Annotated in this window: 15 protein-coding genes; 8 read left to right on the top strand and 7 right to left on the bottom strand. The window is 60.6% G+C overall.

Translation table 11 applies throughout. The features are described from left to right. The first annotated feature begins 88 nt into the window (after nucleotides 1-88). Genes CCZ28_RS23235 through CCZ28_RS23210 form a run of 6 tightly spaced genes read left to right on the top strand, consistent with a single transcriptional unit; the run spans nucleotide 89 to nucleotide 6,348 of the window. Nucleotides 89-1,813, top strand: a complete 1,725-nt coding sequence (locus tag CCZ28_RS23235) for a copper resistance system multicopper oxidase (RefSeq protein WP_140221088.1) — start codon at nucleotides 89-91, stop codon at nucleotides 1,811-1,813. Between the two features lie 4 nt (nucleotides 1,814-1,817). Then, the gene (locus CCZ28_RS23230) at nucleotides 1,818-2,885 is read left to right on the top strand and encodes a copper resistance protein B (RefSeq protein ID WP_140221087.1); all 1,068 of its coding nucleotides are present in this window, start codon (nucleotides 1,818-1,820) and stop codon (nucleotides 2,883-2,885) included. Nucleotides 2,886-2,930: 45 nt separating this feature from the next. Beyond that, entirely contained in the window at nucleotides 2,931-3,308 is a 378-nt protein-coding gene (gene copC / locus CCZ28_RS23225) for a copper homeostasis periplasmic binding protein CopC (RefSeq protein ID WP_140221086.1), read from the top strand. A 1-nt stretch (nucleotide 3,309) separates the two neighbouring features. Next, a complete protein-coding gene (gene copD / locus CCZ28_RS23220) occupies nucleotides 3,310-4,236 on the top strand; it encodes a copper homeostasis membrane protein CopD (protein ID WP_140221085.1) in 927 nt (308 codons plus the stop codon). Nucleotides 4,237-4,285: 49 nt separating this feature from the next. Next, the gene (locus tag CCZ28_RS23215; protein WP_140221084.1) at nucleotides 4,286-4,969 is read left to right on the top strand and encodes a heavy metal response regulator transcription factor; all 684 of its coding nucleotides are present in this window, start codon (nucleotides 4,286-4,288) and stop codon (nucleotides 4,967-4,969) included. Then, nucleotides 4,966-6,348 carry a heavy metal sensor histidine kinase gene (locus tag CCZ28_RS23210; RefSeq protein ID WP_167509274.1) on the top strand — a complete coding sequence of 461 codons (1,383 nt, stop codon included), beginning with the start codon at nucleotides 4,966-4,968 and terminating at the stop codon, nucleotides 6,346-6,348. Before CCZ28_RS23215 ends, CCZ28_RS23210 begins: the two co-directional genes overlap by 4 nt. A 9-nt stretch (nucleotides 6,349-6,357) precedes the next feature. Here CCZ28_RS23210 and CCZ28_RS23205 read toward each other — a convergent pair whose 3' ends face one another. Beyond that, nucleotides 6,358-7,374, bottom strand: a complete 1,017-nt coding sequence (locus CCZ28_RS23205; RefSeq protein ID WP_140221083.1) for a LacI family DNA-binding transcriptional regulator — start codon at nucleotides 7,372-7,374, stop codon at nucleotides 6,358-6,360. A gap of 187 nt (nucleotides 7,375-7,561) precedes the next feature. Here CCZ28_RS23205 and CCZ28_RS23200 point away from each other — a divergent pair, with 187 nt between their 5' ends. Together CCZ28_RS23200 and CCZ28_RS23195 are read left to right on the top strand one after the other, a co-directional pair. Beyond that, nucleotides 7,562-8,095 carry a gluconokinase gene (locus tag CCZ28_RS23200; protein ID WP_140221082.1) on the top strand — a complete coding sequence of 178 codons (534 nt, stop codon included), beginning with the start codon at nucleotides 7,562-7,564 and terminating at the stop codon, nucleotides 8,093-8,095. A gap of 51 nt (nucleotides 8,096-8,146) precedes the next feature. After that, nucleotides 8,147-9,499 (top strand): GntP family permease, encoded by a 1,353-nt coding sequence (locus CCZ28_RS23195; protein WP_140221081.1) that lies wholly within the window; start codon nucleotides 8,147-8,149, stop codon nucleotides 9,497-9,499. A gap of 4 nt (nucleotides 9,500-9,503) precedes the next feature. On the opposite strand, the gene CCZ28_RS23190 is transcribed toward CCZ28_RS23195, so the two are convergent. The 6 genes from CCZ28_RS23190 to CCZ28_RS23165 form a co-directional block, all read right to left on the bottom strand. Next, entirely contained in the window at nucleotides 9,504-11,057 is a 1,554-nt protein-coding gene (locus tag CCZ28_RS23190) for an alkaline phosphatase D family protein (protein ID WP_140221080.1), read from the bottom strand. A gap of 63 nt (nucleotides 11,058-11,120) precedes the next feature. Next, nucleotides 11,121-11,423: a putative quinol monooxygenase gene (locus CCZ28_RS23185; protein WP_140221079.1), complete on the bottom strand. Its 303-nt coding sequence runs from the start codon at nucleotides 11,421-11,423 to the stop codon at nucleotides 11,121-11,123. A gap of 163 nt (nucleotides 11,424-11,586) precedes the next feature. Then, nucleotides 11,587-11,784, bottom strand: a complete 198-nt coding sequence (locus CCZ28_RS24595; RefSeq protein WP_205894614.1) for a hypothetical protein — start codon at nucleotides 11,782-11,784, stop codon at nucleotides 11,587-11,589. A 216-nt stretch (nucleotides 11,785-12,000) separates the two neighbouring features. After that, a complete protein-coding gene (locus tag CCZ28_RS23175; protein WP_140221078.1) occupies nucleotides 12,001-21,426 on the bottom strand; it encodes a two-partner secretion domain-containing protein in 9,426 nt (3,141 codons plus the stop codon). Between the two features lie 38 nt (nucleotides 21,427-21,464). Continuing rightward, nucleotides 21,465-23,066: a ShlB/FhaC/HecB family hemolysin secretion/activation protein gene (locus tag CCZ28_RS23170; protein WP_140221077.1), complete on the bottom strand. Its 1,602-nt coding sequence runs from the start codon at nucleotides 23,064-23,066 to the stop codon at nucleotides 21,465-21,467. A gap of 1,251 nt (nucleotides 23,067-24,317) precedes the next feature. Beyond that, nucleotides 24,318-24,722 carry an RcnB family protein gene (locus CCZ28_RS23165; RefSeq protein ID WP_140221076.1) on the bottom strand — a complete coding sequence of 135 codons (405 nt, stop codon included), beginning with the start codon at nucleotides 24,720-24,722 and terminating at the stop codon, nucleotides 24,318-24,320. Between the last annotated feature and the right edge of the window lie 25 nt (nucleotides 24,723-24,747).

The following is a 24,747-nucleotide window of genomic DNA, read 5'->3' as shown; positions in this document are numbered from 1 at the left end:
CACCCCCCGCCCCGCTATGCCAGAGTTGGCCCGGGTCGCGCAGTCGAGCGCGGCCGTCCTGCTCCCTCGTCATCTGGAATAGCGCGCCATGCCTCGCCACCTGTCTCGTCGTACCTTCGTCAAGGGCCTGGCTGCCACCGGCGCGCTCGGTGGTCTCGGACTGTGGCGCGCGCCGACCTGGGCCACCCCTGCCCTCGACGGCTTGACCGGCACCCACTTCGAACTGGCCATCGACGAGTTACCGGTCAACATCACCGGCACGCCGCGTACGGCCATGGCGATCAACGGCGGTCTGCCAGGTCCACTGCTGCGCTGCAAGGAAGGCGATACCGTCACCCTGAGGGTGCGCAACCAGCTGACTGTCCCGACCTCCATCCACTGGCACGGCATCATCCTGCCGCCCAACATGGACGGAGTGCCGGGCCTGAGCTTCGCCGGTATCGAACCCGGCGGCAGCTATCTCTACCGCTTCACCCTCAAGCAGAACGGCACCTACTGGTATCACAGCCATTCGGGCTTCCAGGAGCAGCAGGGGGTCTATGGTCCCCTGGTCATCGAGGCCAAGGACCCCGAACCCTTCCAATACGATCGGGACCTGGTGCTGATGCTCACCGACTGGACCGACGAAGATCCCGCGGCGCTGATGCGCACCCTGAAGAAGCAGGCCGACTACTACAACTTCCACAAGCGGACCCTGGGCGATTTCATCGACGATGTCGCGCAGGACGGCTGGGCGGCGACCCTGGCCGACCGCAAGATGTGGGCGGAAATGAAGATGAATCCCACCGACATCGCCGACGTCAGTGGTGCCACCTACACCTATCTCCTCAATGGCCTGGCGCCCGCGCGGAATTGGACCGGGCTGTTCCGCCCCGGCGAGAAACTGCGGCTCCGATTCATCAACGGCTCGGCCATGAGCTACTTCGATATCCGCATCCCGGGGCTGAAGATGACGGTGGTTGCGGCGGACGGGCTGTACGTCGAGCCGGTCGAGGTCGAGGAATTTCGCATCGCGGTGGCGGAGACCTACGACGTCATCGTCGAGCCGGTGGCAGAGGCCTACACCGTCTTCGCCCAGGCCATGGATCGCACCGGCTATGCCCGCGGCACCCTGGCGGTACGCGAGGGCCTGGTCGCCCCCGTTCCGCCGCTGGATCCGCGGCCGCTGCTGACCATGGCCGACATGGGCATGGCGCACGGCGGTCACGGCGGTCATGAGATGGCGGCCATGGCGTCCGGCCATGAGGGACATGAGGGCCATGGCCAGGCGGCCAGCGGCGGGATGCAGGTCCAGATCCATCCTGCCAGCGAGACCGGCAATCCCCTGGTCGACATGCAGGCGATGATGACCGCACCCAAGCTCGACGACCCCGGCATCGGCCTGCGCGACAACGGTCGCCGGGTGCTGACCTACGCCGACCTGCGCAGCCGCTTCGAAGATCCGGATGGGCGTGAGCCGGGTCGTACCATCGAACTCCATCTCACCGGCCATATGGAGAAGTTCGCCTGGTCGTTCGACGGCATCAAGTTCTCCGATGCCGAACCCCTGCGCCTCACCTATGGCGAAAGGGTGAGGATCGTGCTGGTGAACGACACCATGATGACCCACCCCATCCATCTGCACGGCCTCTGGAGCGATCTGGAAGACGAGCACGGCAATTTCCAGGTGCGCAAGCACACCATCGACATGCCGCCAGGCGCGCGCCGCAGCTATCGCGTCACCGCCGACGCCCTGGGGCGCTGGGCCTATCACTGTCACCTGCTCTATCACATGGAAATGGGCATGTTCCGCGAAGTCCGGGTGGAGGAATGAAGCCATGAGCAGCCACGTTCGCCTGCGCCGCCCCAGCCCGCTGATCGCTACCGCCCTGCTGGTGCTGTCCGGCAGCGCCTTCGCCGTCCAAGACCAGGATGGGATGCAGGGGATGGAGCCTTCCCAGATGCAGGGGATGGAGCCTTCCCAGATGCAGGGCATGGATCATTCCCAGATGCAGGGTATGGATCACTCCAAGATGCAGGGCATGGATCACTCCCAAATGCAGGGTATGGACCACTCCCAAATGCAGGGCATGGATCACTCCAAAATGCAGGGCATGGACCACTCCCAGATGCCAGGCATGGACCATTCCAAGATGCAGGGCATGGACCACGCTAAACCCCCGGCGACCTCGCGCAGTCGCACACCCATCCCGGCCCTGACCGACGCCGACCGGGCGGCGGTCTACCAGGGTGGCCACGGGCACGCCGTGCACGACAAGGCCCTGAACAGCCTGCTGCTGGTCGACCGGCTGGAATGGCAGGACGCCGCTGAAGGCAGCGCCCTGAATTGGGATCTCAAGGGCTGGGTCGGCGGCGACATCGACCGGCTGTGGTTGCGCTCGGAAGGCGAGCGCAGCCGCGGCGTCACCGAGGCGGCGGAACTCCAGACGCTCTGGGGGCACGCCATAAGCCCCTGGTGGGACGTGGTGGGCGGACTCCGCCAGGACTTCAAACCCGGTCCAGCGCAGACCTGGGCCGCCCTCGGCCTGCAGGGACTGGCGCTGTACAACGTCGAGGCCGAGGCCACCGCCTTCCTCGGCGAAGGCGGCCAGACCGCGCTGCGCCTGAAAGGCGAGTACGACCTCCTGCTGACCAATCGCCTGATCCTGCAGCCCTCCGTCGAGGTGGATCTCTACGGCCGGGACGATCCCCGCCGCAGCGTCGGTGCGGGGCTGGCGGAAACCGAAGCGGGGCTGCGCCTACGCTACGAGATTCGTCGGGAATTCGCACCCTATGTCGGCGTGACCTGGAATCGCAGCCATGGCGAGACCGCCCGCCTGGCGCGGGAGGAAGGCGCGGAGATCAGCGATACCCGCCTGGTGCTCGGCCTGCGTTTCTGGTTCTAAGGCTTACGTTCCTCTCGCTCGGCTCAACCCCTACAAGGAGTTTCCATGTCCAATCCTCTGCTGCGGACGTTCGCCGTCCTCCTGCTGTCAGGCCTGGGTGCCGCGGCGCTGGCCCATCCCAAGCTGCTCTCCGCCACCCCGGCCGACCGCAGCGAAGGCGCCGCCCCCGCACGCATCGAACTGCACTTCTCCGAGAACCTGGTCAGCCAGTTCTCCGGCGCCAAGCTCAGCATGACCGCCATGCCCGGCATGGAGCATCCACCGATGCCGGTCAAGGCGACCGTCTCCGGCAGCGACAATCCCAAGGTCATGCTGATCACGCCCGCAGCCCCTCTGGCGGACGGTACCTATCGGGTCGATTGGCGCGCCGTCTCGGCGGACACCCATCCCGTGACCGGTAGCCTGACCTTCAAGATCCGCTGAGGTGGCCGACCCCTGGAGTATCGCCCTCAGAGGTAGCCTGTACGCCGTGCTCATGGCGCTATTCGGGCTGGCCCTGTTCGGCCTCTATGGACTCGACCGCTCCGCGCGGCGCTCGGGCGTGGTCCTGCCGTTCACCCCGCTGCTGGCCGCCTGCGCCGGGCTCGCCCTACCGCTCTCGGCGCTCGCCCTGCTGCAACTGGCCACCGTCTTGAGCGGGGCCAGCGCCTGGGCGGAGGCCTGGCCCCAGGTGCCGCTGGTGGCGACCCAGACCGCTGCGGGCCTGGCCAGCCTGGTACGGCTGGCGGCGCTATTGGGTGTATTGCTCGCCTGCCTGGCCTACCGCCGCTCGCCGAGCGCCAGCCTGCTAGGCATCGCGGTGCTGGGTGCCGCCGCCCTCGCCACCCTGGCCTGGGCAGGCCATGGCGTCATGGATGACGCCCCAAGGCGCCTCTGGCACCTCGGCGCCACCCTCGTTCACCTCTGGGTATCCGCTGGCTGGTTCGGGGCGCTGCTGGCCTTCGCCTGGCTCTTGTTCAGCGGGCCGCCGACGGAGGGGCCGGCGACGCGGCGCCTGGCCCGATCTCTGGCCGGATTCAGCACGGCCGGAGCCCTGTTCGTGGCCCTGGCGGCAGCGACCGGCCTGGTCAAGTACCTGTTCATCGTCGGTCCACGGCTGGCGCCCCTGCTGGAGGGTCGCTATGGCGTCCTGTTGCTCGGTAAGCTCGGCCTATTCCTGGCCATGCTCGGCCTGGCGACGCTCAATCGCTGGTGGCTGACGCCCGCCCTCGCCGCGACAATGGACAGCCGGGGCCCCGCCTGGGCAGTCCGTCGGCTGCGGCTGAGCATCGGCCTAGAACTGGCAGCCGCCGTTGTCATACTCGCGTTGGTCGCCTGGCTCGGTACACTCGATCCGGATCCCCAGGCCTGATGCCGCCATCCGCTTCAATTCCCACAGCTTGCGTACCTCGAGGCCCCACGTGTCACTCCTGATCGCCGAAGACGAGCCCAAGACCGGCATCTATCTCCAGCAGGGTCTGCGTGAAGCGGGTTTCACCGTGGATCGCGTGACCACCGGCAGCGAGGCACTCGAGCTGGCGCTGGAGCACCCCTACGACCTGCTGATCCTGGACGTGATGCTGCCCGGCCTGGACGGCTGGGAGGTCATCCGGCGTCTGCGCGCGGCGGGCCGGACCTTTCCCGTGCTGTTCCTGACCGCACGCGACGGCATCGAAGACCGGGTCAAGGGCCTCGAACTGGGCGGCGACGACTACCTGGTGAAACCCTTCGCCTTCACCGAATTGCTGGCCCGCATCCGTACCCTGCTGCGGCGGGCGAAGGGGGCACAACTCAACACCTCGCTCAGCGTGGGAGACCTGCACCTCGATCTGCTCAGCCGACGGGTATCCCGTGGCGAGCAGCGCATCAACCTGACGACCAGGGAACTGGAGTTGCTGGAATTCTTCATGCGCCGTCGCGGCGAGGTACTGTCCAAATCCCTGATCGCCGCCGGCGTCTGGGACATGCATTTCGAGAGCGACACCAACGTCATCGAGGTGGCCATTCGCCGCCTGCGCGCCAAGATCGATGACGACTTCCCGGTCAAGCTGCTGCATACCTGCCGCGGCCTGGGCTATCGGTTGGAGGCCCCGGAGGCGTCATGAAACCGGGTTCTCTCACCCTGCGCCTGAGCCTGCTGTTCGTGGCCGCGGTCGCCGTCGTACTCGTCGTCGTCGGGCTGGCCTTCGAGGCCCTGAGTCGCCATCACTTCCACGCCCTGGATACCCAGGTCCTCAGGGAAAAGCTGGCCGCCGTCAACCGGATCGCCAGCGAGTCCGCCGCCGACCCGGACGAGCTGCGTGCCCGCTGGCACACCCTGCTGGGTGCCCATCCGGACCTCACCGTGCTGGTGCTCGCCGCCGATGGCTCCCCCTATTTCACCGAGCCGGCCGGCGCCACGCTGCCCCCCGTCGAGCGGGAGCGCCAGGGCGACGGCACCTGGGAGTGGGTGCAGGGTCATCACCGCTACAAGGCCATCAGCGCGCCGCTGACTCTGGCGGCAGGCACGCCGCCCCTCACCCTCTGGCTGCTGCTGGACGTCACCACCCACGCGCATTTCTTCACCGTGCTCCAGCGCTGGTTCTGGATCGTGCTGGGCGCCAGCACCCTGCTGAGCGCCGCGCTGGGGTGGTTGGTCGCCCGTAACGGACTCAAGCCGGTCAGGACGGTCACCCACACGGCCGCTTCCATGTCGGCGGGCTCGCTGAAGCGCCAGATCCCTCTCGCACCCGTACCCGACGAATTGCGCGAGCTCATCATGGCCTTCAATGCCATGCTCGGGCGCCTGGACAACTCCTTCGGGCGCCTCTCCAACTTCTCGGCCGATATCGCCCACGAATTGCGCACCCCGATCAGCAACCTGCGCACCCATACCGAGGTGGTGCTGGCGCAGCCGCGGACGCCCGAGGTCTACGAAGAGAATCTGCAATCCAACCTGGAAGAATTGAATCGACTGTCGATCCTCATCGACCGCCTGTTGCTGCTGGCCAAGGCGGATCACGGCCTGATCGCCCTCGACCGTCAGCCACTGGAGTTGCGGACCGTGGTGCAGAAACTCTTCGACTACTACGAACTGCTCGCCGAGGACCAGGGCGTCGAACTGCACCTGAGCGGTGACGGCCGGGTGCTCGCCGACAGCGTCATGATCCAGCAGGTGGTCGCCAACCTGCTGTCCAATGCACTGCGCTACACCCCGGGCGGCGGACGGATCTTCGTCAGCCTCGCGGAGCGTGGGCAACAGGTGGAGCTGGCGGTGGAAAATCCGGGGCGGACCATAGCGCCCGAACACCTCGACCATCTCTTCGACCGCTTCTATCGCGGCGATCCGGCCCGCCGGGAAGGCCAGGGCAATGCCGGGCTGGGGCTGGCCATCGCCCGCTCCCTGATGGAGTCCCACGGCGGCAGCATCCACTGCACCTCGGCAGAAGGCTGCACCCGCTTCACCCTCGTCTTTCCCAGTCTTGCTCATGCCGCCCAGGCCTGAGCCCGGGGACTAGACGCTTTCCCGACTCACCAGCTCGAACCCCAGATCCACCGAAGTCGGCTGGCTGCGGCCATCGAGCAGGCCCAGCAACAGGGTCGCCGCCTGGCGCCCCACCGCTGCTCGCGGCGTCTGGATGGACGACAGCCGCGGCACCGTATGCGCCGAGCCGGGCAGATCGTTGAAGCCGATCACCGAAATCCGCTCGGGAATGGCGATGCCCAGGCGCTGCGCCTCGAACAGCGCGCCCTGGGCCAGGTCGTCGTTGCAGAAGAATAGGCCGTCGACATCGGGCCGCCGCGCCAGCAACTCGCGGAACTGCTGGGCACCCAGGCCCACGGACGAAGGCTGGGCATCCAGCACGTCCAGGCTCGGGTCGTAGCAGCCCGCCTCGCGCAGCACCTCGCGAAAGCCTTCGCCCCGCGCCAGCGCCCGGGGATCGAGCTGGGCGGCGACATAGCCCAGCCGCTTGCGGCCGGCGGCCAACAGATGGCGCGCCGCCGCCGCCCCGGCCGCATGCTGGGAAAAGCCCACGCTGGGCACCGTACCGGCCGGATCCAGTTCCATCATGTGCACCCGCGGCACGCCACTGGCCGCCAGCAGCTGGCGCGCGGTATCGGTGCGGTCGAAACCGGTCAGCAACAGGCCCCGCGGCTGGTAGGCCAGGTAGTTGCGGATCAGCTTCTCCTCTTCCTCGGGATCGTAGTGGTAATTGCCGATCAGCACCTCCAGCCCACGCGGCCGCAAGACCTCGTGGATGGCCTCCAGCGGCTCGATGAACAGATGGTTGGAAAGCGAGGGCACCAGCACCACCACCGAGTGCCCCTGGGCCGAGGCCAGGGCGCGAGCGGCCGGATTGGTGACGTAGCCGAGCTGGGCGGCGGCCTCTTGCACCCGGGTGACCAACTCGGGCGCCACGGTGGCGACCCCGCGTAGGACGCGCGAGGCGGTAATGGGGGAAACACCGGCCTGCAGCGCCACCTCGGTGAGGGTGGGCCGACCGGAACTACGAGAACCCGTTCGCTTCATTGTTATGGTTTCAGGCTTGTCAGAGACGGAGAACCCGCCTAAGGTAGCGCTGTCTCACCAGACACTACAAGCCTGATGCGCGCTGATGCAGCCCATCGGCATTCGGCCCTAACAAGATCGACAAGAACTGGAAGCCGCGCCCTTTTTATCCTTTCGGGGTAGCGCTGTCTCCAGACCGGAGGTGATGATGAACACTCCCATTCCCGCGCTGGTGGTCATGGGCGTCGCAGGCTGCGGCAAGAGCAGCGTCGGCGCCGCCATCGCCCAGCAGGACGGTGGCCGCCTGATCGAAGGCGACGCCTTCCACCCCCCAGCCAACATCGCCAAGATGAGCGCCGGGATTCCCCTCGACGACGCGGACCGCGCCGGCTGGTTGACCCGCCTGGGCGAAGAGCTGGCCGCCGCCGTGGCCGCTGGTGAACGCCCGGTGCTCACCTGCTCCGCACTCAAGCGCCGCTATCGCGACCAACTGCGCCAGGCCGTGCCCGGCCTCGGTTTCGTCTTCCTCGAACTGACCCGCGAGACCGCTGCCCAGCGCGTCGCCAATCGCCCGGGCCACTTCATGCCCGCCAGCCTGATCGATAGCCAGTTCGCCGCCCTGGAAGCGCCACACGGTGAAGCGACTACGCTGGTAGTGGACGCTCGCAACCCCTTGTCCGCCATTGGCCAGCAGGTCTCGGCCTGGTGGAGCACCTCGGCTCGGCTGGCTCAACCGGCCTGACGAGACAGCGCTACCCAAGCAATCCCTCACAACAACAATAGGAGAGGCGCCATGTTCGGCATGGACCACAACAGCTTTCTTTTGCTCGACGCCCTGGTGACCATCATCGGCCTGGTGCTCTTGATCACCAAGTTCAAGGTCCATCCCTTCATCGCCCTGACCATCGCCTCGGGCTTTCTCGGCCTGACCTCCGGCATGCCGGTGGAAAAGGTCATGAAATCCTTCCAGGACGGCTTCGGCGGCGTGCTCGGCTTCGTCGGCATCCTGCTGGGCCTCGGCACCATGCTCGGCAAACTGATGGCCGATTCCGGCGGCGCCGACCAGATCGCCCAGACGCTGATCCGCGCCTTCGGCATCAAGCGCGTGCACTGGGCAATGATGTTCGCCGCCTTCCTGGTGGGCATCCCGCTGTTCTTCGAGATCGGCTTCGTGCTGCTGGCGCCCCTGGTGTTCATCGTCGCCCGTCGCACCGGGCTGTCGCTGGTCAAGCTGGGCATCCCGCTGCTGGCGGGTCTGTCCGCCGTGCATGGCCTGGTGCCGCCGCATCCGGGTCCGCTGCTGGCGGTCGGGGTGTTCGGTGCCGACATCGGCAAGACCATCTTCTACGGCCTGATCGTCGGCCTGCCCACCGCCATGATCGCCGGCCCCATCTTCGGCGCCTGGATCTCCAAGCGCATTCCCGGTTCGGCCAACCCCGAACTGGTCGCCCAGATCGCCCAGGAGACCGACAACCGCAACCTGCCGGGCTTCGGCATCACAGTTTTCACCGTGCTGCTGCCGGTGATCCTGATGCTGCTCAAGGCCTTCGCCGACATCTTCTTCGCCGCCGACAACCACTTCCGCATCTGGATGGACTTCATCGGCCATCCCATCACCGCCCTGCTCGCCGCCCTGCTGCTGAGCTTCTACAGCTTCGGCACCGCCTGCGGCTTCTCCCGCGAGAAGATCGTCAAGCTGCTCGACCAGAGCCTGGCGCCGGTGGCGGCCATCGTGCTGATCGTCGGCGCCGGCGGTGGCTTCAAGCAGATGCTGGTGGCCAGCGGTGTCGGTGAGGTGATCGGCAACCTGGCGGTGCAAACCCAGATCTCGCCGATCCTGCTGACCTGGCTGGTGGCGGCGGTGATCCGCGTGGCCACCGGTTCCGCCACCGTGGCGACCATCACCGGCGCCGGCATCGTCGCCCCCGTGGTGGCCCTGGTGCCGGGCGTGAACAAGGAACTGCTGGTGCTGGCCGCAGGTGCCGGTTCGGTGATCCTCTCCCACGTCAACGACGCCGGCTTCTGGCTGGTGAAGCAGTACTTCAACATGACCGTGGCCGAGACCTTCAAGACCTGGTCGATGATGGAAACCATCCTCTCGGTGGTGGCCCTGGCCTTCATCATGCTGTTGTCGCTGTTCGTCTGATCCGTTAGGCGGGAATGGCCCCCGGCCGTCCCGCCTCCACCACGAAACGCGCCAGGGTGCCGCGCTCCGCATCCGGGCGGGTGCGGTCGGTAATGGTACGCAGCTCCGCCTGCAACCGCTCCCGGGTGATATCCAGCGCCAGGTAGCCGCGCAGGCGACTCTCGAAGAAGCGGATCTGTGGATTCTCCGGGCGCAATTTCGCGAACTCTGCGTAATCCGGGCCGTTGGAAGTGATCGACGTCCCGATGAACTCGGTAGCCACCACCGGCGTGCGTTCGTCCTCGGCGTCCAGGTGCAGGTCATTGACCCAGAAGGAATGGCTGTCGCCGCCCAGGGTCACCGGATTGGCGACGCGGCTGCTGGCCACGCCCTGTAGCAACCGCGCCCGCGTGGCGGGATAGCCGTCCCAGCCATCGGTCCAGCGTCCCGGCTCGCCGTTGGGTAGGCGCTGGCGCAGGGGCGCCATTAGTACGTCCTGGGCGATCAGATTCCAGCGTGCGGAACTGCGGCGGAAGCCCTCCATCAACCAACGCTCCTGAGCCTCGCCGAGCATGCTGCGCGTCCCGTCGTTGCGGCCGGGACAATCCGCAGCGACCAGATGGCCGCCACGGGTCCGGTCCGTCGCACAGGCCGGCTCGCTGCGGTACTGGCGGCCATCGAGCAGGTGAATCTGCGCCAACTGACCGAAATTGAAGCGATCATAGAGACGCAAGCCCGTGCCCTGGCTCCGCCAGGCCCGCAGCGGCGCATGCTCGCGAAAGGCCTGGTAGGCCGCCTGGCGCTGCAAGGCAAAGGTGGCCAGGTTGATATGGGGATTGGCCGGCCAGGGTCCGGCGTAGTCGTTCTGTACCTCGTGGTCGTCCCAGGTCATCAGGCAGGTCAGCTCGGCATGCAGTCGCTGCAGGTCGGGATCGGTCCGGTACAGGGCATGGCGCCGGCGATAGCCCACCAGATCGGTGGCCGGCGGCATGCCATGGCGACGCACCGCCTGGGTGGTCAGGGGAAAGTTGCTGTCATAGATGTAATCGCCGAGGAACAGCGCCAAGTCAGCGTTCTCTTCGGCCATGTGCCGATAGGCACTGAAGAAGCCGTTCTCATAATGCGAGCAAGAAGCCACGACCAGCTTCAGGCGCTCCGGGGCGCTGGCCAGCGGCGGCAAGGTAGTGGCCCGACCGATCCGGCTCTGGTGACCCAGGGCGGTGAAGCGATACCAGTACGGACGCCCCGGTGCCAGGCCCGCGACGGTGACCGGTACGCTGAAGGCCGTCTGCGGCAGCGCCACGGCCACGCCCCGTTGCACCACCTGGCGCAGGCCGGGGTCCAGGGCCACCTCCCATTGGGCCTCGACCGGGCTATGCAGGCCGCCCAAGCCGTCTGCGGCGAGTGGATCGGGCGCTAGCCGGGTCCAGATGACGAAGCCCTCGGCGGTTGGATCGCCGCTGGCGACGCCCAGGGTGAAGGGATCCGGCTGCGGCTCGCGCGCGCTGCAACCGGCGAACCAGGCAGCACTCAGGCCTAAACCGAGTAGACCGAGCGCTTGACGTCTTGAGGTGTTCATCCGGGCCTCCAGGAAAAGAGGCTCAGGGTGGCCTAGTCGAATGACAGGCCGATGTCGTTTGCCTTAAGCCAGCGGCAATTCTTCCAGGATCATGATCTGCGGCGGCTCGGCGAGCAGGCCGTCGAGGTCGGTCAGCAACTGCTTGAAGTGCGCGGTCTGCTCGTGCTCGGCGAGGGCTTCGCGGCTGGCCCAGCGCTCGATGAAGACATAGCGGCCCGGGTGGCTCGGATCGTGATGGGGCGTATAGAAGTAGCAAGCCGCTTCGGCACGCGAGGGCGCGACGATGGCGCGCAACGCCCGCTCGACCGCTTCGGCCTGGCCCGGCTGAGCCTGCAGGATGGCGACTACACGGATTTCGGTGGTCATGCTGGAACTCCTGATGGGCGTTTCAGCATGACGCTTCAGTAGGATGAATACCAGGGGGCACAGACTCGCCCCCTGGCGATGAGACTCAGGGCTTGGCCTTGACGATCTTGTCGATGACGCCATTGCTGCGCTTGATCAGCACATAGTCCGCGCCGATCTTGACTCACTGGCTGTCCTCCCCGGCGGCTCTAGCCCAGGCTTTTTTCCAGTCATTGGTTACGTAATCGTCGCGGATGTATTTACGTCGAGCCCGTCCCAATAAATGCTCAAATATCGCTTTGGATTTTCCAAAGATCAGCGATCCCAGATTTTCCAGAATGACGTTCCATCCTAAAAGGACATAGAAATTCTCCTCTTGCATAACATAGAGGTTCGCCGACACGAGTCTCAAACGGCTATTGCGGAGAGTATAGCGGTCATTTCTTGCCAGAGCCTGACTACGCTCAAAGAGCGACTGAAACAGGTGTACCCCTAATCTTGAGTTAGTGCCAATTCGACTCAGACGACCTTGAATTCGAGCCAAATAAAAAGGCTGCCCGATCCTTCGGGCAGCCTTTTTATTTTAACAGGGGAAAGCTTAATTATTATAAATCATCACACCATCATCTCGCTCAACAAAGCCTTTATTTACACTAAATTGCTGAGGAGAAACCACCCCTACATTGAATAGGTTCGGTGTTACTCCACTCTCCTTCATAACTGTCGGTTGCAGCAATGCTTCCATGAATCGGCGACTTTCAGCGAGGCTTCCACCGATTACGCGACTCCCAAGGTCGATGCGTGCAGACTGATTCACATCCCCAACCAGCGCCTCGACCAAACCATCGCTGCGACTACCCGTATTCAAAGACACTTGCCAAGCACGAACGTTGGCAACGCCCGGCATATTGTCCAGTACCTGAGGCGCAACGAAGATTACCTTACCGCCACCATTGGCGTTGGATGTCTGAACCGATCCGACCTGGATGGACTGACCACCTTGATAGCTGACAGTACCGCTGTCGGTAGTGGTAACCGCATTGGAATCCATCGCCACATTACCCGTACCCTTCACTGTGACATTGCCTAGACCACTAGTGGCGATAGTCGCACGCTGTGTGACATTGGCCCCACTCAGGAAAATGTTGCCTGCCCCTCGGTTGTTCACAGTACCCTTAACGTTCAGATCACCGGCGGTAGTCAGGGCAATGTCACCTTGAGCAGCAGAAAGCGATCCGAGATCCAGAGCGGTAGTCGACGTGCTGTTCAGGAAAGCGCCACCGTTACCGGCGTTGACCGACAGCGTCCGCACATTGACCTCGAAGGGATTGCCAACTTGACCAATACCACTTGCGGCAATGAGGTTCGCGCTCTCTGCACTCACATTGCTAACCGCATTGTTGTTGGCATCATGAATGGCGCCCCCGCCGGCATTCAGGCTGACCGAGTGGCCGTTGGCATTGATCACATCGACTTCAAGATTGCCGGTACGGCTGACGGCCGCCACGTCGCCGCTAGCACTGTTCACGGTCAAGCGATCCAAACCATCGAGCTCATCGATATCGACACTGCCACTTTCGCTGACTTGGGCATTGATACGACTGGCTTGAGTCTGCACTCCAATACCGTTGCGGGAGGTCAGGTTCAAGTCATTTGACTGAACACGGGTGGCAGCATTGCCATCATCAACAAGTCGACCATTGTCGGCAGACAGGGTCGCCTTGCCACTGGCGCTGATTTGTCCCAAGACAGCATCGCCGTTGGCGACACTCACCTGGAGGTTGCCATTGCCGGTACCGATCTGCTCCAGCACAGCGCTCTTGCTTTGCGACAGGTTTACGTCACTCAGCGCAGTACGAGCGGCAAGGGTGTTCCCCTGAAGCTGCAGAGATCCCTGCGAGTCGTTACCCAACCCAGTGGCAGCGTTGAGTTCGATTCGGTTGCCCGAGATTCCGACAAGTTGTGCAACTTGCGCCAATAGACGCGAAACGATCGAACCGCTGGAGGAGGTAAGACTGACATTGCGGTTACCCGCATCGACACTATTGACGCCAATGTTGCCGCCAGCATTGATACTGATGTCACCATCGGCAGTATTCAATCTGGCCAGCGTAATGCCATCATCCTCCGTCAATGCCAGACCACCAGTGCCATTGACCGATACCGTCGCTCGGTCAAGCGCAGTATGCAGGTTTACCCCGCTCACGGCATTGACGTCCAGAGTGCCACCTTTGACCAGGCCACCGTCGACGGTAACTACCTGACCGCTCGAATTCAGCACGACATCAGCACCTTGCAATTGCTTGATAGCAACATCGCCAGCGCTAACTGCAACTTTACCGTTAGCCGCTACTACTGTATCGATTGTGAGGGCACCGCCCTCATTAACCATGATCGAGCCATTCGTAGCCGTGGCGACCAAGGTATCGACATCAGTACGCAGCGGATCGTTGGTTCCAATGTTACCAGCGGCATTGGCAGTCAGCTGTTTGGCAGTAATATTGCGTGCTGAACTACCCTGGACCTGAATATCACCCGCTTTGGCAGTCAGCTGCACATCACCATTTGCAGTACGGACCTGATCGAGGAGCAGGTTTCCACCTGCACTGTAGTTCACATTGCCTTGACCCATCACCTGAGCCAGCGACCCCACGTTCATGGTCAGATCACCCAAAGCATCCGCTGATAGATTGCCCGCGGTGGTGGCTACACTACCGCTCTGCACCAAGTTACCGCGAACCGAGAGTATGACGTTACCACTATCAGTCGCCAGATTCTCAAGGTTCCCATTCCCACCTGCAGTGTAGCTGACGTTGCCGCTACCCAAGACCTTGGTATGGACACCAGAGGCCATCAGCAGGTCACGACCGGCCTTAGCAGTGATATTGCCGGCACCGGTTTGCACCAGCGCGTTCTGAGTCAGGTCACCGATCACGGTGGCCAGCTCGATATTGCCGCTGCCGGTGAGCATCTGCTGCAAGCTGGCGTTACCGCCCGCGCTGTAGTTGATGTTGCCAGCACCCAGTACTGCTGTGGTGTCTTCGGTAGTCAGGTTACCTGCGGCGCTGGCGGTGATATCGCCCGCGCCGGTCTGCACCAACTTGTGCTGGGTCAGATTGCCCTGAGCGGCGCTTAGCGTGATGTTGCCAACGGTGGTGGTCAACTGCTCCAAGCTAGCATTACGACCTGCGCTATAAGAGATATTACCGCTGCCCAAGACCTTGGTATGGACACCAGAGGCCATCAGCAGGTCACGACCGGCCTTAGCAGTGATATTGCCGGCACCGGTTTGCACCAGTGCGTTCTGAGTCAGGTCACCGATCACAGTGGCCAGCTCGATGTTGCCGCTGCCGGTGAGCATCTGCTGCAAGCTGGCGTTACCGCCCGCGCTGTAGTTGATGTTGCCAGCACCCAGTACTGCTGTGGTGTCTTCGGTGGTCAGGTTGCCTGCGGCACTGGCGGTGATGTCGCCCGTACCGGTCTGCACTAGCTTGTGCTGGGTCAGATTGCCCTGAGCGGCGCTTAGCGCGATGTTGCCGCCGTTCGTGGTCAACTGCTCCAAGCTAGCATTGCGACCTGCGCTATAAGAGATATTGCCGCTGCCCAAGACCTTGGTATGGACACCAGAGGCCATCAGCAGGTCACGACCGGCCTTAGCAGTGATATTGCCGGCACCGGTTTGCACCAGTGCGTTCTGAGTCAGGTCACCGATCGCAGTGGCCAGCTCGATGTTGCCGCTGCCGGTGAGCATCTGCTGCAAGCTGGCGTTACCGCCCGCGCTGTAGTTGATGTTGCCAGCACCCAGTACTGCTGTGGTGTCTTCGGTGGTCAGGTTGCCTGCGGCACTGGCGGTGATGTCGCCCGTACCGGTCTGCACTAGCTTGTGCTGGGTCAGATTGCCCTGAGCGGCGCTTAGCGCGATGTTGCCGCCGTTCGTGGTCAACTGCTCCAAGCTAGCATTGCGACCTGCGCTATAAGAGATATTGCCGCTGCCCAAGACCTTGGTATGGACACCAGAGGCCATCAGCAAGTCACGACCAGCCTTAGCAGTGATATTGCCGGCACCGGTTTGCACCAGCGCGTTCTGAGTCAGGTCACCGATCACGGTGGCCAGCTCGATCTTGCCGGAGTTGGTAGTCACACGCTCTAGATTGGCATTCTGGCCAGCGCTATAGGTGACGTTACCAGTACCTTGAGAGATGGCCTGAGTACCGGACAGCATGGTGAGATCGCTACCAGCCCCAACGGAAAGGTCACCATTGGCAGTCTGAACATTAACGTTCTGCTGGAGGTTGCCACCCGCCTGGAGGTCGATCTTACCGGCAGCGGTGTTGATCACGCCTTCATCGACCGTCAGGTTGCCAACAGTACCGACTTCAATGTTCCCGCCGTTGGTGTTAACACCGGAGATGGCGACGTGCCCCAGATTCGGGGTAACGCCCCCAATCACCAAATCGCCATCCAGGTCCTTGATCTTGATGCTGCCAGTATCAGCATGAGCTTCCAGATGCGCGGCCTTAACGTTCAAGGTTTTGTCGGCACCGATGCCCTGCGCGGCGGACAGCGCCAAATTGGCTGTGCTGATGTTGTCGCCACCATCTGTTCTGGCATTACTGATCTTGTTACCGGCGACCAGAGTCACGGTGTCGCTGGCGGTGCCAGTAGTCAGAGATCCCAAGCCCAGGGTGCCGCCCGTGGTCACAGTGACATTACCTTGGTCGGTTTCGAGGGTGCCGACGGTGAGATCATCGACTTCAGCCAGATTGACATCACCGCTGGCAGTGACACTGACCTGCTCAACCTTGGTATCCAGGTGGCGATTAGTATTGCTGCCCGTGGCGCCGACACTACCGGCAGCCTGAATGTTCAGATTTTTGGCCACGATCAGGGTGCTGTCGTCCTGATCGTCGTCTACAGCCCCACCAGCTCGCAGATCGATGGTGCCGGTGCTGGCAGCCAGGCTGCCAACAACCATGGCACCATTGGATTTGACATCGATGTTGCCATTGGCAGTCTTGACGTTCCGAGCATTGACAGCGTTGGCTTCGCGGACCGCGACATTACCGGCGCTGCGCACTTCCACATCGAGGGTATCCACCTCGGTATCGACGTCTATGGGACCTGCGGCTCTGGCCACCAAGGTACCGCCCTGCACATTGCGCTCGACGGTGTTGCCATCGCTGATCGAACCATTGGTGCTGGTAAGGCTGACGGTATGGGTGTGAGTACTGTCTTTCACCAGTTGTTCAATGTTCAGTGAACCATCAGTAGTGATGCTAATGTCACCCGCACCAGAGATACCTTTGACGGCGCCTTGAGTACCGATGGTCAACAACGCGCCACCATTGGCATTGACGATAGCCACACTGCCAACGCCCGCGTCTGCCGCTACACGGCTCGTCTGAGTATTGACAGCCTGGTTGGCACCGATGCCATTGCCAGCCACCATTTTCAGATCCGGGGTCACCAAGGTACCGCCCTGCCCGAGAATGGCCTGACCAGCCTTGAAGTCTATGGAGGTATCACTCTTGACGGTACCTACCACACCCACATTGGTGCTGGCATCGACAGCGATCTTCTGACCGGCGGCGACAGTGACGTTACCCAACCCAAGGCTGCCTGTGGAATTTAGGTACAAACTAGAGTCAATGGTGTCCCCATTGTTGATATCCAGGCGGTTGGCAGTAATGCCCAGCGGCTTGTCGGCGGAACTGTCGATCTGCTGATTCAGATCGTAGCCAGCCACGGCTTGCTTGCGCACCTGCAGCGCAGCATCGCGAGCGGTATTGGCTTTGAAAACAGCCAGATCGGCGGTTGCCTTGGATGTTGCCGTGGTATCGCGAATAGCCGTGGTGGTCGCCAGATTGGTGGCAGCGGTATAGATAGCCGCATTGGCCACGTCCAGATTGTTGTTCAGCTCGACCAGCTTGTCCTGCTCAGGCGCCAGGGTATAGCGCTCATAGCTATCCAGCGCCAGCGTAGCGGCAGACATGACCAAATCGACTACGGCAAAGGCGGCGTCTGCACCGGCGTCGCCAGAGAACGGCACGGCCTGAGCGGCGCCCGCGATAACGGCTGCGGCGTTCCGCACTACGGTAGCGGCATTCAGTGCCGTGTTGAGACCATCGGCCACACCCGACATCTGGTCCACTTTCGCCGATTGAGCATTGGCCGAGGCTTCGGCCAGGCGCTGGGTCAGCTCGGCCAGACTGTTCTGCAGTGTCGCTGAAGTGACGAGCGCCTCGTAGTCCTTCAACTGCTGGATGAGGATGTTCAGTTGCAGCAGCTTGGCCGCCGCCTCGGCATCGCGCGCCGAGTATTCGGCGATGGCGGTATCGCGGGTCAATTCCGCGCTACGCCTGTTCGGAGTACTGGCGGTCAGGCTGACCCGATTACCTTTGATGTTTTGAGCAGCACCGTTGCCATCCAGAATTACCCCACCTGCGGATGCAACGGTCACGTTGCCGGTAGTACCCGCATCGAGCATGCCAATCGTGATGTTCGACTGAGCTTGCAGGGTGATATCGCCACCGTCTGTCTTCAGGTTGCCTGCGATGATCACACCGTCATAACCCGGTACCTGGGCATTGGCCCTAGAGGTCGCGATTAGAGTAATGCTGCCACCACCCGGAAGATAAATGGTGTCGTTCTGGTTGAGAAAGACAATGTTCCCAGAGGTCGCCTTCAGCATCAGAGTTCCACCATTATCCATGGTGGTAGTGCCGCCATTGTTATCCAGGACGGTGATGGAGGTTGCGATGATGGAGATTGCGCTCGCCCCCTTACCCACCAGCGAACTGCTGTTCACGGCAACCGCGCCAGCGTTGGTCGCGGTCACGCCATTGCTACCACCCGCAGCCGATAGGAAGCTGACATCCAATGCCAGAGAGCCATTTCGGCCAACGCCACCAGGCGCGCTGATGTCTAGCGAGCGAGCGACGACGTTAGCGGCGGTCGTGTCGCTACGACCGTCTTCGATACCTCCAGCGGCACTGATCTTGACGTTGTTACCGCCGGCATTGACGTTGCCCAGCTTGATACTGCCATCGGCGGCTATCTGAATATCGCTACCGCTGCCACCACTGGTAGCTTGAACCAAGGACAGGAGATTCCCATTACTCTGGCGAGCGTAGATGCCACCATTGGCTGCATCTATTACCAGGTTGTCCACCTGGATTTCCATGGCATCGCCGACAGTACCAAAGGATTTCACCGCAGCGGTCAGGCCACTGGTAATGAAGTTGGCGGCGCTGCCATTACCATCGGTGACGTTGCCAGACACCTTGAAGTTGATGGCACTGCCAGCCTTCACGAGATCGACCACCGCATCACCGGAGTTCTGGAAGGCGATCTTGCCATTGCTAGCCAGAACGTTGAGCAGACTGATGGCACCAACGTTGGAATAGTTAATATCGCCGCCCGTAGCGGTCAAGCTCACCGCACCATTGGCGACTTGGCTTGCCAGAGCCTTGGTGCTGGTACCGATGGACGCCGCCGTGACGCTCAACGAGCCTGCGGAGACTGGAATACTTACAGCTGCGGCGTCGGTGGTTACGGCGCCACCCGCATTCAACGTGACGGCTTGCTTGGCCACTACCGAATTGACGGCTAGGTTGCCGGTCTGGGTCATGGTAACGGCGCCATTCGTAGCGCGCGCCTTAGCCGTCAGGCTGAGATCACTCGAGGTATTATTGACGTTGACGATGCCGTTGCGACTGGTCAGGTCAAGCTGGCTGGCCTTGGTCTGCAGAGCGGTATCAGCGGTGCCAACGTTACCCGAAGCATCGATCGCCACCTTCTTACCAACCACATTGCCGCTGCCCTGGGTGATGTCACCTGCTGCGGTCAGGGCAACGTTCTGGTCGGCTCCTGCATCGATGCCATTGAGCTTCATGCCCGAAGCCGTGTTGGCAAACGAGAGATCCAGCGCCTGAGTTCGGTTGAGACTCAGGGTAGCGAGGTTACGGTTATAAATCAGCGAACCACCGGTGAAGGCGATGTTGGTATCACCATTGGGGGTAGTTACCGATAGTTTTGTCAAAGCCTTGACGTTGGACAGATAAGCCCCGGCCTGTGCAGCGGTAGTGGTAGCAGTGATGGTGTCGACGCTAGTAGCTATAGCTTTGTTCGACGCACCTATACCGGACTTGCTCGAGGCTTTCAGATCCTTGGCGGTGACATTGGTACCCGAACCAGTCGCTACGATAGTGCCATTGTCAGCGTTCAGCCCTACGGTGCCACCATTTGCCGTGATATTGCCGACAGTGATATTCCCTTGAGTGGTCTTGAGCGACACATTGTTGTTGGTGCCGGAAGCCGCGAGGCTATCAATGGTCAGTCCATTGCTTTCAGTCAGGAATACGCCTCCATTGCCAGCGGCAGCATTGACAGTATTGCTCTGAATACTTAAAGAGCGAGCCGCATCACCAATTTCGCCACCAGCGGAGAGGGTAAGGGTACGTCCGATCAGTTGGGTACCGTCCTGCGCCGCCAGCAGGTTTGCGGTATCGGAAGTCAAGGTGAGGCCGTTTGTAGCCGATACGGTACCCGTGAAAATCAAACCTTGCGAAGTCTGCACCTTTACATTCTTGGAGCCGGTACTGCCATCACTTAGGGTGATCGAACCAGAAGTATCGACGGCCCCCGAAGTAGAAGGATTGCCATTTACAGAGATTTGCTCGCGAGCGATAACGTCGCCAAGGATAAGCGCACCGGTATTCTTGACGTTGATACCGCCGTTCTGGGTGGAGGCGGATAGCCCCCCTACCTTGGTGTTGACTGCATCGGTATCGGTGCCGATGGCACCATCGGCCACGAGCTTGGCCGAGCGACCGCTCACATTGGTTTTGAAAGTATCAGCAGAAGTGATACTGCCGTTTAGAGCGCTAATCACGACATTGCCACCAGCTTCATCGCTACCGGCCTTGACCGTATTCAAAGCAACACCGCCATTGACGTCGGTCACCAGCACGTGACCACTTTGTGCGGTAGCGTTGAGCACATCTGCATCGACGCGCAGGGCTCCACCCTCGGCACCCAATGAGGCGCCTTCGCCCGTTACGCTCAGGTTCAAAGTAGTCGCACGGGTAGAGCTGCCGTTGCCGGCAGTGGTGATGGTCTTGCTGGCGCTCAAGGTGGCTGTGGTAGCAGCGGCCACTCCGTTTCCAACACCTTTGATGGTGCCAGATTGAGCGATATCACCCGCTTTAATGTTCAGATCGGTGGCTTCGATAATGCCAGTATTGTTGACCACCGAGCTCATCAGGCCACTGGCCGAATTACCTTGTAACAGCACGGTCTGGGCGGAAACCTTACCACTGTTCTTTACACCATTGAGGGAATCACCGCTCGCGGCAGCCAGAGTATCGGCGGACACACTGAAATTGATCAGGTTGCTGCCTTGGAGGTTAACGGTGAAGCGATCACCGGCTGCCATGGTGACGCGTCCCACGTTGGCGATTACATAGCCGGAGTTATCAACCTTAGGCGCTACAAGATATACGAAGCCGTTACTAGCGGCAGTGATATGCCCTTGGTTGGTGATGCTAGCAAGATCTTTGTTGGCAACCTGGGTGAAACTCAGCTCCCCACCATTGGTGAAGCTACTATCGGACACATTGAACGTAGTGGCTAATAGGCCAGCTACATCGACAGTAGAGCCAGAACCGAAAACGATCCCATTGGGGTTGATCAGGAAGATGTTGCCATTAGCTTGCAAAGCGCCCTGGATATTCGAGACCTGACTGCCTAGCACCCGGTTCAAGGTGATGGAATCATTACCAGCCTGCTGGGCGAAACGAACCAGTTCGCCAGCATTGATGCTGAAGTCGGACCAGTTGATGATCCCCTTCGCGGAGCTCTGGGTGATAACTTGCTCGTTGTTGCTCATTGAGCCAATGGAGATAGTACCGGCAGCTACCGAGCCGCCACTCGGCCCGGCCAATGCTGCCGAGCTGCTTGCGCCGATTACAGAAACCGAGACCGCCTTGATAAACTTTTTGGTGCCTTTCTTTTTACGGGACATGGGTACTTACCTGTACGAATTGGTGTGGTTTCCGTGACTCAGAAGTGATAGCGGGCCTGGGCGTAGACGTAGGAGCCATCCTCGGTCTTGTCACCAATAGGCACACCAAAGTCCAAACGCACATCGACACTGTCGATTGGTCGTGCCAACAGACCAATTGCAGCACCGGACAAGTCCTGATGGTCGTCTTGACCAATCAGAGGATCTTTCACCCAGATCTGGCCATGCTCGAGACGGGCAGTGGCTTGATAGCGGTCGCTATCCTTGAACAACGAATAACGGCCTTCGATGCTGACAGTGAAACCATCGTCGCCAGAGTAGGTAGATGGCGCATGACCAACCACGGAGTTGAATCCGCCGATCCCCCACTGCTCACTGGAAACCAGCGAATCCAGCGAGTACTGGCCGGCGATACGCGGGATGACGAGGAAACGTGGAGTGATCTGCTGCAGGCGGGCGACATCGAAGGTGAATTTAGTGAAGTTGTTGTCTGCCTTGGCTGCAGAGCGGCTAGACATCAACGAATCGTTTTTCATCCCGCCCAGGGCTTCACCCAAGCCGTAATGCAGGCCGACGGTGGCCAGCGTGCGACCATAAAGATTGGAGTTGTCCAGACTCAAGCTGAAACGTAGCTTACGAATCTTGTCCTCAGCGGTACGCACACCGAGGATGCTCTGTTCCAGATCCTGGGATTCCAGCCAGGCCTCGGTCGTTACGATGCTACGAGCAGAACGTATGAAGTCCTGAGATACACCTAGCCCCCAACTCTGGTTCTCACCCTCAATGTTCAACACTCGATAGGTACTACCGACATCGACGTTACCTTTCGAGAAATAGGCGCGAGCTTTGGTACCACGCAGATTCAGCGGCAGGCTGTAGTCGATGTAGCCATACCACAGATCTCCTTCTCCCAGAGAAGTCAGAGCCAGAATATTGACCTCATCTCCACGCCCGGTGAGGTTGGCGAATTTCAGCGTCGGCATCAGCCGGTACTCGCCAGTATTTTTACTACCATAATTGTTGGCCTCCATCGCGCCTTGGACGCGAGGCGCTTCGGTGATATCAACCACTAAATCGGTAGAGCCAGTTTGCGCACCAGGCTTGAGAGTCGAGGTGACCTCAATACCAGATAGCCGATTCAGGCGCGTCAGAGCACGCTCCACCTGCTCGAGAGTGAAAGGTTTGCCCTCAACTACACCACCCACTACCAGCACTTCCCTTACCTGCGCGGGAGAAAAACGCTTTGCTCCGGTGACTTGTACATTGCCCAACCAACCCTCCAAGACCACCAATTTTACAGCGGGCTGGTTGGCGAAATCCTGTGGCGGCACAACGACCTTGACCAACTGGTAGTTGGCAGCCTGATAGTAAGACTCGATCTTAGCAGCCAGCGCTTTGATCTCGACCAGACTCAGCGGACGGCCGATATCATTAGCGATCTGAGCGTTGAGCTGCTCGCTATTAAATATACGGTTACCACTAAATTCTACGGCTCGGACCATGACCCGACTTTGGGAAGTCTGAGTCCCGGAGTCTGAAGCAGCGGCTCTGGTTTCGCTGGCCATTGCTGTATTAGCTGCCATCACGGCAAAAGCAAGGGCGCACAGCAGCGCCTTCGCCGGCACGGGAGATTTGAACATGGAAATCCTGCTATTATCTGTAAGGTTTTAGTTGTTGGCGAGTAGTTTATGAAAAACAGCCCTCCTTGACGTCTTTGTTATACCCGATACTTTTATCTTTCCAAGACTGGGCCTACATAAAAAAATCGCCAAGCAAAAATCAGGCAAGGAAGATTTAGGAGTGGCAGCTGAATATCTCGAGCTAACTTTATCCAGACTGACCAGCTAGAAAACCTTCAGACAAAATTCAGACAGCAATACGCAGACACGGCGCCATGCGCCACACCTCACAAGCCTTTGATATCTACAAATCTTGGCTCCTGAAAGAAAGCCAGCACAAACCTTGCCAAACCCTTCAAAACCTCCATTACCAGGAGCTTACTGAAAAAATAACTCGCATAGAAAAGACCGAAAGCGCACCGACATACTCACATTCGGAATGCACCTGAAAAGCCCTGAACCTCAGAAGAGGAATACACGAAACTAGAGAGATACTGATTTAATAAACCTGAAGAACGCAGAGAATCGCATCCGAGATCAGACAGAGGAGGAATCAATAATTTGAAGTAAACACACAACGCCATTAGCAATCCTTTGAAAATGTGAACAACCGCACACTTATCCCTGAGTACGCGCATTAGAATCCTTAAGAGAAATTCCAGTCAAGAACTTTCTTAAGCTCTCGATAATAATTAATTTGACGCCAAATTACCGACCAATAAGCCTGATGCCCATACCAAGCTAATAGTCAAACAAACTGCCTAGCCTTATGATCGCCCCTGATGAGTGACATCATACAAGTTACAACGTTTTTTTCATTAAGCTTTATGACGGCTTACCGGGTTTCACTAGGCAATTTGTGTGATATTCCACAACCGACTTCGGCCCTATCAGCCCTAGTAAATCTAGAACTCTTGCATAGACCGAGCGAGTCACCAGAGGCCAAGAGGTCAAGGCGTTCGGCATGTCACTCTTTCGACGATCAGGCTTCCCGATGGCTCGGCAAGCAGACCGTCAAGGTCATCTTGAGCGACTGCTAAAACGGGAATTTACTCGTGTTATGCAGGACCATGCGTACAGCAGGCGTATGATGGCCCTCCTGTAAGAGATGGCGATAAGGAGGGTGTAGAAACAGTAGGCCAGTTTGGAATGCGTTCAACAACAGCAAACTGATCCGGTCAAGCTGAGGGCTGCCGACCGGTCATGCTGAAAAGCGTTTCAGCATGACCGCGACTGATAGAACACCTAGCTCGCGAAATCAGGAAGGGGCTCTCAGGGCTTGGCCTTGACGATCTTGTCGATGACGCCATTGCTACGCTTGATCAGCACATAGTCCGCGCCGATCTTGACCCACTGGCTGTCTTCACCCGGCTGTTCCAGCCCGTGCTTTTTCCAATCCTTGATCACATATTCGTCGCGAATGAACTTACGCGGTGCCCGACCGCCCTCCTCCAATTCAAAGGTGGGATGAGCGGGGTCATGGGTGACAGCCTCGTCGCTCTGATTGGCCTCCTTTTTGTTGACCTTGTTCTGGTACTGCGAGCTGACGGGCTCAGAGGCTTCCTTATTGGCATCGGGCTTGACCGGCGTCATGGCTTCGGGAGCGGCCTGAGCGTGCAAGACGCCGCCCAGCACGACGGTACCCAGCACCAGGGAGAGCAGCGATTGTTTGATCATGGGGTGTATCTCCTCTGCGTTCGAG

Origin of the sequence: Pseudomonas oryzihabitans, from assembly GCF_006384975.1 — a bacterium.
GTDB classification, from domain to species: Bacteria; Pseudomonadota; Gammaproteobacteria; order Pseudomonadales; family Pseudomonadaceae; genus Chryseomonas; species Chryseomonas psychrotolerans_B.
Note: the sequence above shows the minus strand (reverse complement) of the source record. Positions and strands in the feature narration are given on the sequence as shown.